Below are 14,028 nucleotides of genomic sequence, written 5' to 3' on the forward strand. Positions count from 1 at the left end.
TAAATAGGTCAGGCTAAATGAGCCTGTAAGCTGTTTAATTTGATCGAAGCAAATTTGCTAGCCGTAATCATTCTCGAACCCTACGCAACATAAGCTTAAAGGAAACAGACAATGTTAAAACGAATTGCAAATGTAGTTACTTTGATTATCGCAACAATGACATTCTCATTTCAGGCTCACGCTGATCATCACGGCATGAAAAAGGATATCGTTGATGTAGCCGTCGCAAATGGCTCCTTTACCACCCTCGTCGCTGCGGTTAAAGCTGCTGGCTTGGTTGATACCCTAAAGGGCGATGGACCTTTTACGGTGTTTGCTCCCACCGACGAAGCCTTTGCTAAATTACCAGAAGGTACCGTGGAAATGTTACTCATGCCAGAGAACAAAGATAAGTTAGTCGCTGTGCTCACTTATCATGTGGTTTCAGGAAAAGTTATGGCTGCTGACGTAGTTAAGATTGATAGTGCTAATACCTTACAAGGTGGCATGCTGGCAGTAAGCACTAGCGGTGACATGGTGATGATCAACGACGCTAAGGTTGTTGCTGCAGACGTTAAAGCGAGCAATGGTGTGATTCATGTTGTAGATACAGTTTTGCTACCAAAATAAACCCATAAGCGGAGCTTAATCTAAGCTCCGCTTGTCGATGTATGCTGTTGGTAAAGGTTTATGAATCGCTGCTCAGCTTCTTGACTACTTGATTCATGGTGTAATGAACAAATTGAGCGCCTAGTTCGGTAAGTTGATAGGGCTTAGTATCTTCAAAAGCCGATTCTAGAAGGGGGCTCGCCGGTTTCTTGGTTTTCCCTTTGCTTGACTGTTTTACAAAGTCGCCTTCATAGGTGGTTTCTCTAAACTGTCTAATTACCCCTCCTGCGCTTAAGTCTCTGATCAGCAACTTGAATAGGTCGGCTTCGGCACTATCTTCACGAGGCATTTCTTCACTCACCGATTGCCAAATAGCTAAGCGTGTAACGCCGCTTGTTTGGTAGATTGCTCTAATCACCTTAAAGTGGATTTCGTGGTATTTGTCGAGCCAATCATTGAATAGGCGAATCTGGTCGTCTGGGCAAAGTGGTGAGGCCGCAGCATTGGATATCAGATTCACCACGTAATCACGTTTCTCTTGGGTTTCTGCCGCGTCCCAAGACTTAAAGGCTCGGCGAATTAAACCCAAATACTCTTCTGACTGAATGCGTGATTTGTGGCTGGCATGCACCGAATCCAAACGGTAAGCCATTTCATCAAGGGTTAGCATTAACTGTTTAACTTTCTGCTGGTGGATTTTAAGCCATTCTTCATGCAATGCGTTAACTCTACCTTGCTCGTTCTCACCATGAATAGCCGCGCTGCTAGCCAGTACTTGACCCACCCAAGGAATTGCCGACATGGCATTAGCGACAATGCGGCAATATTTGGTCCACTGCCCTTGGTCTTTTAAAATGGCGAGTTCGTAGCAAATAAACTCTTCGGTTCTTTCTTCTATGGGCGTATTTGTGTCTTCCATGACGAAACCTTATAAGCGCTAATTATTGATAGAAGTAAACATGGTTTGCTAAATCAAGTGCTACTTTGGATATTTATTTCAATTTTATCAATAGCTAAGCTGGTTTTTGTTGAGCCAGTACAAGATTGAGTTTCACTGCAAAGCAGGGCAACATAGGCGGGCTGCTTATTTATCAAGTGGCATAAATTCTCAGGGCGGGGTGTAACTCCCCACCGGCGGTAATTAGTGTGTCGTTAGCAAACGAGATGCTAAAAGCCCGCGAGCGCCCAACTGTGTTGGGGTCAGCAGATCTGGTGACTTAGCCTTTTTAGAAGGGTTAACAGTCCAGAGCCGACGGTAATTTGCAGCTTAGCTGTAATAAGTCCGGATGGAAGAGAATCAAGTATTATCACTTTGCTTTAACCTAGTTAGAGCAGAACACTTAGCCTGTGGCTGAGTGTTGGTTAATGCCGATAAATAACTTCACTTTACCGTGAGGTTCTATTCCTGCGCGCCCTGATTCTGGAAAACTTAATGTTGTATTTTAAGGACTTTAACCATGAATCAGTCTCTACTTGCCGAATATGGCAATCCAATTGAACGTGTTAACGCCGCACTTACTGCCTTGCGCCAAGGTAAGGGAGTGTTGGTTGTTGATGATGAAGATCGCGAGAACGAAGGCGATTTAATCTTTGCTGCCGAAACCCTTACTAATGCCCAAATGGCAATGTTAATCCGTGAATGCAGCGGCATTGTTTGTTTATGTTTAACTGACGACAAAATCAAACAGCTTGATTTACCGCCTATGGTAAGTGACAACTCAAGCCAGTTTGGTACTGCCTTTACTGTGAGTATCGAAGCTAAGCAAGGCGTGAGCACAGGGGTTTCTGCCGCCGACCGCGTTGCCACCATTAAAACCGCGATTGCCGATGGCGCCAAGCCTAGCGATTTAGCCAGGCCTGGCCATGTTTATCCGCTACGGGCTCAGCCAGGAGGGGTATTAAGCCGCCGTGGGCATACCGAAGGCACGGTAGACTTAATGAGCTTAGCGGGTTTAAAACCTGCTGGAGTATTGTGTGAAGTAACCATGCCCGATGGCACCATGGCCCGTTTACCGGAGATCGTAAATTTTGCTAAGCAACATGGTATGCCAGTGTGCAGTATTGAAGATATTGTGGTGTATCGCAAAGCGCTAATCAGCAAGGCTAGCTAGATCTTCGCCTTATAAGAGGCTTTTGGGCCTCTTATTCACTTAGGTTTTTCGTAGTGTTCTTTACTGCGTTAACGCTATGAACATAAAGGTGGAGCTTGTGTAGCAGACCAGTAAAGTCAGTAGTCAGTGCCTGAAGAAGAGAGCAGCTCAATATAGGTAGATTAAAGTCCTAATTTCCGCCTCGCACTAACCTTACTTCATGCTGTGAATCTTTATCCATCAAGTCGATACGAATGTACCCTGCATCAAGGTTAATTAGCCAGGATTGATTGGCATAAACCACATGTGGTGTAGATGACCAGTAATTATGAAATTGTAAAAAACCATCGTCAGGAAATATGGTCACATTAATCGCTGGCCGCCAGCAGGCTGTTTCTATAATGGTTTGTAGTTCTTTGATGTTAGGTAAACGCCAATCGCTAAAAGCTCCAAGGGTATGGTCCATTCCACTTCTTGTTGCTTGACGCCAGTTTTTAGTGCTGGCTGTGCCAGTGCAGATCTGTAGGGCATTATCCCAAGCTTGACCTAATGCACAACGGTCCCACATCAAGCCTGTTTCTAAGTCTGTAACGGTTCCCTCTGTGATTATTTGAAAACGATCATTTGGGGTTGTTTCCTCAGCATCTGGGGTGCAAGTGGCTGCTTGCAACAAGGGGGCGTGCAGGCAAACAGCGGTCAGAACTATAATGGATTTTATATTAATCATAGGCTGCTCATTGTTCATTAGGGCAAATCTGCTACTAGTCGAATCGGGTAAGCCGATGTCTTGGCATCTACAGGGCCGAGAGTATTGGATAGATCAAATATTAATGACCATGCCCAAGCGGGATTAAAACTCGCTGGTGTCGCTGTCCAATGCCAAGTGACTTGTGTATTTGGAAAGTAGTTAAGGTCTATTGCGGGGCTTGCTTGGCTAAGATCTAGAATGCCAAAGAGTTCAATGTATGTTGGTATTCGCCATGTTGTATATCCGCAAAGTTGTTCAGCATTAATTGCAACCTGGTACTCTTCCATATTGCAATTAGTTAGATCTGCACAAACGCCTCCAGTTTCAGCGCCTGCGTCACCACCATTCGTATCGGTATTGGAACTATACCAAGTGTAGGAGTGAGTACTGTCTTGAAGACCTCCGTCGTTGGTTTTCACCTCCCAAACTAGCTGAGTAACCGTATCGTAAACGCAGCTCCAAGATGTTGCGTCGACATCCAAAGCGGAACCATTGGCATCTAGTTTGATAAAGCTGAAACCATTGGCACCATCGGTAGAGTCTGTAAAACTGGTATCTCGACCAAAGTGGCCATCTTGATCTTCAGGTATTGGATCGCCCTCTACATCGGTACTGTCAGCACAATCAAGGTTATTTTGATGATTGCCTGAGCGCGCAGCTCCGTAGGCATAATCACCGCATAATGAAAAGCCTGTATCGTTAATTGGAGCAAATGCAGAATCGTCTGGTGATACGATAAGAGTTAAGCTTGCGTTGTCAGATTTACCGCCATCATCGGTTACGGTAACTTGAAATTGCAATGTTATGGATGTTGAAACTGCAGGCGCGATAAAGCTTGGCTGCGCAGAACTAGAATCTGTTAATGAAGCTATTACTCCGGTGCTATCGGTTTGAACCCAATCATAAATTAGACTTGCTGACTCTACGTCGGTAGATGTCGTTGCATCAAGCTGAATAGTGCTACCACTTTTTACCTGTAATGGCGCCTCAGCGTTAGCAATGGGGACGTTATTATTGACGACTGTTACGGTGATGCTTGCTTGAGCTGTTCCGCCTTCATTGTCGCTAACATCAACCGTAAAGCTTAAATTTTCACTTGAAGTTATTTCAGGCGAGGTAAAGCTAGCAGAAGCAGTCGTTGCGCCGCTCAGGGTTACCGTGGTTCCCGCCGTTTGTGTCCATAGATAACTGGCGATACTGCCATCGGTATCGGATGCACTGGCGGTTAATGTTACCGGTGTTTGTTCATCCACGGTTTGATTGCTGCCAGCAGAGACAGTAGGCAGTGCATTAACCGGCTCTATCAGCACCGAGACTTGAGCACTGGCGCTATCATTTTCATTGTCGGTGACGGTTACCTCAAAGGTGAGTGTTTCAGCGCTGGTTAGAGTAGGGGAAGTAAAACTGGCAGAAGCGGTTGTTGCACCGCTCAGGGTTACCGTGGTTCCCGCCGTTTGTGCCCATTGATAACTGGCGATACTGCCATCGGTATCGGATGCACTAGCGGTTAATGTTACCGGTGTTTGCTCATCCACGGTTTGATTGCTACCAGCAGAGACAGTAGGCAGTGCATTAACCGGCTCAACCAACACCGAGACTTGAGCACTGGCGCTATCATTTTCATTGTCGGTGACGGTCACCTCAAAGGTGAGTGTTTCGGCGCTGGTTAAGATGGGGGAGGTAAAGCTAGCAGAAGCGGCAGTTGCGCCGCTCAGGGTTACCGTGGTTCCCGCCGTTTGGGTCCACTGATAACTGGCGATACTGCCATCGGTATCGGATGCGCTAGCGGTTAATGTTACCGGTGTTTGCTCATCCACGGTTTGATTGCTGCCTGCAGAAACGGTGGGAGGAATATTTGGTGTCCCAATATTGGTTGCTAATACTGTGAGTGATAGGTTCGCACTGGCTGTGAGCCCTGCATCATCCTTTACTTGCACCGCAAAGCTAAGTTGCTCTTCCTGCAAGAGCTTAGGGGCAATAAAGGTTAATTCATTATTTTGAGAAGTTTCAAAAGAGACTGCCGCTCCCTGGGTTTGTTGCCAGGTGAACTCTAAATTTGCTTGCTCTGGATCTATAGCTGACGCAGTGAGCACAACACTACTATCGCCAGCAACTTGGGTTGGCCCAGATAAGCTAACACTCGGTTTTTGGTTTGAGCTTTCAAACCAACTAGAAATGTTGTTTTGAAGCGGGGAGTCATTGGGCTGTTCTACATAGGTCAGAACTTGTTCAACCCATGTGAGAATCTGGCTGCCATCATCACTAAACAAAACTCTTAAAGCTGCAACATCAATATCTGGGCGGGCTTGAATGAATGGGTCTGGTTCTAATGGACCAAGTAAGGCTTCGAGGTTTTCAAGTAACAGAGGTAGCTCGGTTATGTTTTCCAGGTTTTTGCTATTTGCATATTGTGAAACTAGAGTGGAAATGGGAGTTAAATTACAGGAAGAACGTTGTTCGAATCGACAAATTGCTCTCAGCTGCCCTTCAAAGTTACGGTTATTTAATGTTCCACCATTGGTCACTACTTCGATGTCTTGCTGGTTACTGCGGAGTAAAACTTCGTATCTGCCTAAGTCATCGGTTTGTCCTAAGGAAAGTAGCTCGTCATCGTTCCAGTTTTTGTAGAGCAAGGGTGCAAAGGCAATTGGCTCATCAACCACTCTTCCAGAAAGCACCGGAAAACCATTAACTTGAACCTCTCGCTGAGTTATTGAACCCTGAGTATCGACAGCTTCAACAACAAAATTGAATACTGTCGCAAGCTCAAGCTCTGGAATTTGAAGAGTTATCGATTTAGACCTTCTTTCTAAAACTTCGAGCATTTGAGTATTATTTACGAGCTCTTGTCGCCAACTGATATCAACAACGTCGCCATCGGGATCATAGGCTTCAGCACTGAGAGTGAGTTGTCTATGTTCACCTGTTTCGATGAACTGGTTGGTCAACAATACAGGGGCGGTATTTTCATTAATAATCAAAACTTCGACACTTGCTTGGCTTTTTAGCCCTGCAACATTGGTGGCCTCAACACGAAACAGTGCGGTTTGATTTTCGGTGACTGTTGGTGCTGTTACAGCGATAGTTTGCTGCTTGGGGTCTGCGATCTCAAACACTGGGCCTGTAAGCTGCTCCCAGTGAAACGTGAGAAATGAACTCGAGGCCGAGTTAACAGATAGCTCAACAGATTGCCCTTCATTTACTTGTAAGAAAGGTTCTACAGAAATCTCAGGTGGGGTGCTGTACTGGTCACAACCTACCAAGAGAAATATAAGGACTAGCCCAATCTTTGCTCGTAAAAATCTAGGAAAATTGCATGAAATAAGGCTGTACATGAGTTTACCTATTACTACATTTGCGTGCATGAAGAAGGAATATGATTCTCCGCTTGCTAAAGCCAACTCTTATTAATCAATTATGTCGAGTGCATTGTTACAGAATGCATTCTAAGTTCTTTATATTGTGTAACACTATTTGGTGTATGGCCTAGGTTTATTTACATTATTGAGTGCTTTTGGGAATTCTGCAATTAATCTGCCGAGTAACGAGAGATTGGTCGTAGCAGTTCAGTTGGCTTGTAGTTTAAGCGTTAGTGGCTAAGCAACATGCTATGCCAGTGTGCGGTATTGAAGATATTGTGGTGTATAGAAATAGACTAATCAGCAAGGCTAGCTAGGTTTTAACTTTATAAAAGGCTTAGAGCCTGTTGTTTGCTTAGCTTTTTCGTAGTGCATAGCAGTGCGCAACCACGAAGAGTATCTTTCGCTTACGTCTGCAGCCAAATCTATCTTAGAACGCGTAGTCAAACCTTGGTTTCTTCTTAAATACATAGGCTAAATAAGGCTTACTATTTTGTCTTGTTCACATATGCTCTAGTTACCGCTACTGCTTGTTTTTACAGTATGTTTTAATGCTATTGATATATGTGTTTTTACTCCAGTGGCTGGAGGTCTATTTTGATAGGAGCTGTAAAGCAATGAACAATAAAATACGGTGCCTTGTAAGCGCGCTTTTTGCCTTTTCGATGCTAATGGGATGTTCAAACAACAGCATCAAAGAGTGCGACAACGTGGCGGGTACTTGGCAGTTGGTGGTTGATATTGATGACCACAGTTGCAACGGTTTAGGTCAGCGTTTCAAACAAGTATTTGTGGTGAATCAGAATCAATGCCAGTTAAGTATTGATGGAGGCACTACCGGAACCATCAGTCAGGGGACTATTGCTTGGTCATTGCCAAGTGTTCAGATGGATGGTGGTACGCTCACGTACTCCTCGGCGTATAGTGAAATAAGCAACAAGGAAATAAGTGGCGCTTATGATTGGCAATGGAGTAACGGCGGTTATAGTTGTTCAGGAGTCGTCTCGGCTGCAGGGCATATTTTAACAGAGCAACAAGCAGCTAATGCCAAGCTGGGAGAATTTGCCATGCAGGTAGAACACCCATTGCTAGAGCCTAGTGAAGGTGCCCTTGCTCATACTTTTACCCTAGAAGCTAAAGGTGCTAGGCAGGTCTACTTAGCCGGAGAAATGAGTGATTGGCGAAGCAAGGTGTTTGTTATGCAGCCAAGCGGAGCTAACCGTTGGTCTATCACTTTGTACTTAAAACCGGGGGCTTGGCAATACAAATTTGTGATAGACGGGGCTTGGGTGGCCGACCAGCAAAACCCTCAATCGGTGCCTGATGGCCACGGTGGCGTTAATTCAGTATTGGTTATTGGTGAAGAGAATCCATTGTTAAAAGCTCAGCTTGAGATTGCGCATGGCAACTTTGTTGAGGCTGAGTTTAAGAGTGACAAGCTAAATCAAATCAGCCCATATGCAGTGTATTTACCGCCCAACTACCAAACATCTGGGATAGATTATCCAGTATTGGTGCTTTTGCATGGTTATGGTCAAGATTATAAGCAGTGGATTGTCGACGGTAAAATTCAACACTTAATGGATAACATGATTGCCGACAAGAGTATTGAGCCGTTTATCGTGTTAATGCCTTCAGCGGGAACTAGCTATTACCAAGGGAAGCATGAAAGCTTCATTATGCAAGAGCTGCTGCCTCATCTCGCTGAACAGTATAAGGTTGAATCTGGGTCACAATATAGTGCTATTAGTGGCACATCAATGGGCGGCGCTGGCGCGTTTTATTTAGCGCATAAGTATCCAAAACAATTTGGCCTTTCGCTGCCGCTTAGTGGCTATTTTGATATGGAAATGTATCCCAGCTTTAGTTGGCAGAACTTCACATTGGATTCTGAGCTTGTTCTTTATTGTGGTGAGGATGACTCAATTAGTTATTTATCTAATCAACGTTTAGTTGAGCAACTTAATCAGCAGGGGGTTGAGTTTTCTTATTTGACCGCTGAGGGTGGGCATACTTGGCGTTATTGGAATAGTATTTCAGAACAAGTACTTAAGCAGGTATCGTCGTTTTTTGCACGATAAAATAAAAGGGGCCCTAAGGCCCCTAATCGATTTATGCGTTTAGTACTATTGTTGTTTTGTAGGTGTAAACACCTTTTTGTCAGTATAGACAAGTTGAGACAAAAGTAACTCACAATATGTTTATTTCAGGCGGTTTTTCTTAATACTGTGATCAGTATACTACCCAAGTGGTAGTATACCGTGGTAGAGCTTTTGCTCTATTCCTGTAAGTGCTTATTTTTAAAGCACTAGAAGCGCTCAGGACCTGCAGGCTTGTTACCTAATATATCATCCACTTGTTGCCAAACTTGCTGGTTTAAACTGCCGCTGTTTTCTAGTGCTTGCAGGTTGTCTTCAAGCTGCTCTAGCTTAGACACACCCAAAATAACGCTGCTTACATGAGGAGTGCGTAAGCACCAATTTAAGGCTAAGTGATGCAAAGGCATATCCAGTTGTTGGGCGAGTTGGTTTAGCTGAGCAATTTGTTCGAGTTTGTTGTTTTCGCCAATTAGCATGTCGCGCAACCACTCATAACCTGGCAGGCTTAAACGGCTGTTCTCTGGAACACCATCTAGGTATTTTCCGGTAAGTAAGCCGCTGGCGAGAGGTGAGAAAATAGTAGTGCCTAGTCCGGTTAATGAGTAAAGCGGTAAGTATTCAGCTTCTACTTTGTCGCGAACCATCATATTGTATTGTGGTTGCTCCATCACCGGGGCGTGCAGGTTTTCGGCCTTGGCAACAGCCCATGCTTCAGTAATTTGTTGAGCGCTCCACTCAGACGTGCCCCAGTACATTACTTTACCTTGGCAGACCAGGTCATGCATGGCACGCACCGTTTCATAGATAGGCGTATCAATATCTGGGCGGTGGCAATAAAACAAATCTAAGTAATCTACTCGTAATCTGGCTAGTGCAGCATGGCAGGCATCAAATACGTGCTTACGGCTTAAGCCTCGTTGGGTGGGCTTGTCGCCTCCCCAAAACACCTTGCTTGAAACTACAAAGCTGTCGCGTGACCAGCCTAGCTGTTCAATGGCTTGACCCATTAGGCGTTCGCTTTCGCCACTTTCGTAGCCTTCGGCATTGTCATAAAAGTTGATGCCGGCATCATAGGCGCGCGCCATGATTTGCTTGGCAGCTGATAAATCCACTTGTTTACCAAAAGTCACCCAAGAGCCTAATCCAAATTCACTAACTTGCAGGCCACTGCGGCCAAGACGACGATATTGCATTTAACACCTACTTTAAGAGAGGAAATTAGCATCAGTATAGTGGGTAGATTAGGCAGGGAAAAAGAGCCTAGAAACAAAAATACTGTTTGATATAACATACAAACTTATTTTTTTGAGTATTATTGTTTACATGTGAGTGAGTAAATGGAACCAAGGTGTCTAAAAATCATAAGAAGCTAGAGCGTTTACTGCTGTTTTACGAAGTGGCCCAACACTTGAGCTTTTCTAAAGCGGCGGAACAGCTTGCCATTTCTCGTAGTTATTTATCGCAGCAAATTCGTAGCCTAGAGCAAGATCTACAAACTCAACTGCTCATTCGCACTACTCGAAAAGTCCGCCTAACTACCGAAGGGCATAAGGTGTTTGCACAGGCGAAAACCATGCACCATGGCTTGCTCGACCTAGAGCGAGAACTTGAACACAGAGGTGATAAGGTAGCTGGTATATTGCGTTTAACCGCTCCTTCTGCCTTTGCCGATAGCTTCTTGGTGGATGTTTGTTATCAGTTCTCACAGCGTTACCCAGAAGTGAGTTTTGAAATTGATGTTGGTCATCACCTCGAGGATCTGCATGAGCGAAACTTTGACTTAGCAATAAGAGTTACCACCCAACCTCCAGAAAATATGGTAGCGCGTAAGTTAATGCCTTATTGCCATTGGGTAGTGGCTTCGCCAGATTATTTGGCAACTCATGGTGTGCCAACTCAACCCAGTGATTTAGCCAACTTGCAGTGTTTAGCATTTCCTAGCTGGCGAAATTGGCAGTTTGTAAAAGCGGGTAAAACCGAACAGTTCGAAGCCAAAGGGCAGTTTGCAGTAAATGATAATAATATTTTGATTAAGGCTGCGCTCAGTCATAAAGGAGTGATTAGGGTGCCCGAGCATTTGCTGTGGCAGTTAGTTAGCGAGGGGCGTTTGCAACGAGTGCTGAGTGATTACCAAGTAGAACAGCGACAAGTGTGGATGCTTTATCCACCTAAAATTGAGCATTCTTCTCGATTACAACATTTTGTAACTTTTTTGCAGCACTACCTTAGTCAAGTTAGGCCTTAGTTACCCTTGCCTTCCTTGGCTTGATGATTGCTACCAAGAGATGCTCCTAACCCTGAAAGTTTAGGCCCATTTCTTTACATTGAGCTGCACCGTTGCAGTATAAGCTGTTGTATTGAGCGAGTGCTTTTTCACTGGTTACTTTTACTTGAGTCTGTTGGTTGATCTCTAAACATTGGCTAGCACCTTGGCAATAGTGTTGCGTAGGCGAGTCTTGAGTGCTTAGTTGAACTTGGCTGCTTCGATTAGCCTCTAAGCACTGGCTAGCGCCTTGGCAGTAGTTTTGAGCTTGAGCACCAGCTACGGTGAATAAAGTACTTAAAGCGATTACTTTTAGAAATGTTTTCATGGTGGCTTACCTTAATCGTGTTTGTGTTAATTCACGAGTACTTTAAGGCCCGTTGCCGAATCTGATAAGTCGGGTTCTGATTTGTGTTTATCTTTTAGCTGTGGTAGGTGGGTGTTTTTTGAACAACGCTCTTGGGGAACAATATTCTAGAGGGGACAATATTCTTTAAGGAGCAATGGTTTTGAGGCACTTCTCAAAACCATTGTTGTATGAAGGTTTAAGCGACGTTTTTGTTTACGCTTTTATTGCTTTGCTTTAATACAAACTCAATTTTACGTTGTTCCATATCAACCCGAGCAATGGTGACCGAGATGGCTTGGCCAATGCCATAGCTTTTACGGCTGTTCTCACCGGTTAAACGCTGCTTGTTGGCATCGTAATGGTAAAAATCGCCTTTTAACGCTGAGATATGAATGCTGCCTTCAACCTGAGTGGCGGGTAACTCCACAAACAAACCAAAGCCGTTTAGGCCACTTACTATGCCTTCAAAACTCTCACCCACTCGGTCTTGCATGTATTCACATTTAAGCCAAGCGTCTACATCCCAACTGGCTTCGTCGGCGCGACGCGATACTAATGAACAATGGTCGGCCAACATCAGCATTTGCGCTGTGTCGTAAGGATAACTTTGTTCAATGGCTAGTGGGGTAGCGCCTTTAAGGCGCTGTACCGGATCAAAACCCTTACCACTAAGGCTTTTAAGCGCACGCTTCATGATGCCGCCAGACTCTTTGCTACGAATGATTGAGCGAATAGCGCGATGCACTAGCAGGTCAGGGTAGCGACGAATCGGCGAAGTGAAGTGGGCGTAAGCATCAAAGGCTAGGCCAAAGTGTCCTTCATTTTCTGGAGTGTACACCGCTTGGCTCATTGAGCGCAGCATAATGGTTTGAATAATGCTGGCGTCGTCTCGCTCACTTATGCTGCTTAATAGCTGGTTATAATCTGCTGGGCTAGGCTTGTCGCCACCGCCTAAGTTCAAACCTAGCTCGCCCAAGAAGCTACGTAATGCGTTGAGCTTTTTCTCTTTTGGCCCACGGTGCACTCGATATAAGGCAGGAATGTTTAACTGCTCAAGAAAACGAGCGGTTGCTACGTTGGCACACAGCATACATTCTTCAATCAGCTTGTGAGCGTCGTTACGTACCAGTGGCACTATACGCTCAATTTTACGTTGTTCATTAAACTCAAACTGGCTTTCGTTAGTTTCAAAGTCAATAGCGCCACGTTTGGCACGGGCGACTTTCAACACTTGATATAAGTTATGTAGCTGCTGCAATTGCGGCAATACTTCGTCAAATTGCTCAGAGAGTTGCTTTCCTTCGCTGCTATTTGCGTCTTCTAGCATGGCGCCTACTTGGGTATAAGTAAGGCGAGCATGCGAGTGAATAAGCCCTTCACAAAACTGAAAACTAGCCAGCTCACCGGCGTTGTTTATGGTCATGTCACACACCATTACCAAGCGATCAACGTGCGGATTTAGCGAGCACAAACCGTTAGAAATCGCCTCTGGCAGCATCGGAACCACGTGCCCAGGAAAGTACACCGAGGTGCCGCGCTTTTGCGCTTCTATATCTAAGGCACTGTTTGGCTGGATGTAGTGTGATACATCGGCAATCGCTACGAGTAAGCGCCAGTTGCCATTGCTTAGAGGTTCAGCATATACAGCGTCGTCAAAGTCTTTAGCATCTTCACCATCAATCGTTACAAACGGCGTTGCGGTGAAATCTACCCGGTGCAGCTTATCTTGCGCGGCTACTTCTGGGGCTAAAGCTTTAGCTTGTGCTAGGGCTTCTTCTGGCCATTCAAAAGGAATATCGTGGCTGCGGATCGCAAGGTTGATTTCCATGCCCGGCGCCATAGGGTCGCCAATAACTTCACTGATATGAGCAATGGCATTGTTACGTTTATGCGGGTAGCTGATTAGCTCGGCTGTAACGTATTGGCCATGCTTTGCACCTAAGGTTTTCTCAGCTGGTATTTCAATGGTTTGGCTAATTTTTTGGTTGTCTGGCTGCAGGCTAAAGTGGCCATTGCTTTCAACCAGCTTGCCAATGATTTGCTGGGTATTTTTTTCCAGTATTTTAATCACTCGCGCTTCTTCACGACCGCGATTGTTAAAGCCATTTGGCAAGGCTTGGATTAGGTCACCATCAAACACTTTGCTCATTTGCGAGCTATGCAGCACAAAATCTGTGTCGTAGCCTTGGCACTTTAAAAAGCCAAAACCTTCGCGGTGGCCGATAACTGTGCCCACTAAGTATTCGCTTTCGTCTACTGGCCAGTAGTTACGTTTACGGTCGCTGTGCAGTTGGCCATCGCGGCTCATGGCAATTAAGCGGCGGCGCAAGGCTTCTAAGTCGTTTTCACTATCTAGGTTTAAAGCTACGGCTATTTGTTCGCGATTAAGGGCTTGGCCTTGTTGATCGAGCAGCGCAATAATCGCGTCGCGATCAGGAATGGGATTAGCATATTGTTGCTCATTAGAGCTTGAGTGTTTACTCATAGTTATTGTTCTCTGTTAGTAGGGCCAATAACCTTGCTCTAGGGAAA

Annotated in this window: 10 protein-coding genes and 1 riboswitch; of the genes, 4 read left to right on the forward strand and 6 right to left on the reverse strand. The window is 45.1% G+C overall.

Annotation, left to right across the window (positions count from 1 at the left end):
* Positions 1–111 precede the first annotated feature (111 nt).
* Positions 112–609: a fasciclin domain-containing protein gene (locus G6R11_RS05830; RefSeq protein WP_163132148.1), complete on the forward strand. Its 498-nt coding sequence runs from the start codon at positions 112–114 to the stop codon at positions 607–609.
* Positions 610–667: 58 nt separating this feature from the next.
* Here G6R11_RS05830 and G6R11_RS05835 read toward each other — a convergent pair whose 3' ends face one another.
* Positions 668–1,507, reverse strand: coding sequence for a hypothetical protein (locus G6R11_RS05835; RefSeq protein WP_163132149.1), 840 nt, complete (start codon positions 1,505–1,507; stop codon positions 668–670).
* Positions 1,508–1,688: 181 nt separating this feature from the next.
* Positions 1,689–1,890: riboswitch (FMN riboswitch) on the forward strand.
* Positions 1,891–2,045: 155 nt separating this feature from the next.
* On the opposite strand from G6R11_RS05835, the gene ribB reads away from it, so the two are divergent.
* On the forward strand, positions 2,046–2,699 hold the full coding sequence (gene ribB, locus G6R11_RS05840) for a 3,4-dihydroxy-2-butanone-4-phosphate synthase (RefSeq protein ID WP_163132150.1): 654 nt from the start codon (positions 2,046–2,048) through the stop codon (positions 2,697–2,699).
* Between the two features lie 169 nt (positions 2,700–2,868).
* Here the strand turns inward: ribB and G6R11_RS05845 are convergent, their stop codons facing one another.
* Together G6R11_RS05845 and G6R11_RS05850 are read right to left on the reverse strand one after the other, a co-directional pair.
* Positions 2,869–3,405, reverse strand: coding sequence for a DUF1566 domain-containing protein (locus G6R11_RS05845; protein WP_163132151.1), 537 nt, complete (start codon positions 3,403–3,405; stop codon positions 2,869–2,871).
* 17 nt (positions 3,406–3,422) lie between these two features.
* A complete protein-coding gene (locus G6R11_RS05850) occupies positions 3,423–6,542 on the reverse strand; it encodes a DUF1566 domain-containing protein (protein ID WP_163132152.1) in 3,120 nt (1,039 codons plus the stop codon).
* Positions 6,543–7,402: 860 nt separating this feature from the next.
* On the opposite strand from G6R11_RS05850, the gene G6R11_RS05855 reads away from it, so the two are divergent.
* Positions 7,403–8,866: an alpha/beta hydrolase-fold protein gene (locus G6R11_RS05855; RefSeq protein WP_163132153.1), complete on the forward strand. Its 1,464-nt coding sequence runs from the start codon at positions 7,403–7,405 to the stop codon at positions 8,864–8,866.
* Between the two features lie 227 nt (positions 8,867–9,093).
* Here G6R11_RS05855 and G6R11_RS05860 read toward each other — a convergent pair whose 3' ends face one another.
* A complete protein-coding gene (locus G6R11_RS05860; protein WP_163132154.1) occupies positions 9,094–10,077 on the reverse strand; it encodes an aldo/keto reductase in 984 nt (327 codons plus the stop codon).
* Positions 10,078–10,232: 155 nt separating this feature from the next.
* Here G6R11_RS05860 and G6R11_RS05865 point away from each other — a divergent pair, with 155 nt between their 5' ends.
* Positions 10,233–11,129, forward strand: a complete 897-nt coding sequence (locus G6R11_RS05865; protein WP_163132155.1) for a LysR family transcriptional regulator — start codon at positions 10,233–10,235, stop codon at positions 11,127–11,129.
* A 46-nt stretch (positions 11,130–11,175) separates the two neighbouring features.
* On the opposite strand, the gene G6R11_RS05870 is transcribed toward G6R11_RS05865, so the two are convergent.
* On the reverse strand, positions 11,176–11,475 hold the full coding sequence (locus G6R11_RS05870) for a hypothetical protein (RefSeq protein ID WP_163132156.1): 300 nt from the start codon (positions 11,473–11,475) through the stop codon (positions 11,176–11,178).
* Positions 11,476–11,692: 217 nt separating this feature from the next.
* Positions 11,693–13,981, reverse strand: a complete 2,289-nt coding sequence (gene rnr, locus G6R11_RS05875) for a ribonuclease R (RefSeq protein ID WP_163132157.1) — start codon at positions 13,979–13,981, stop codon at positions 11,693–11,695.
* Positions 13,982–14,028: the final 47 nt, after the last annotated feature.

It is taken from the genome of Agarivorans sp. Alg241-V36 (assembly GCF_900537085.1).
In the GTDB taxonomy this organism is placed as follows: Bacteria; Pseudomonadota; Gammaproteobacteria; order Enterobacterales; family Celerinatantimonadaceae; genus Agarivorans.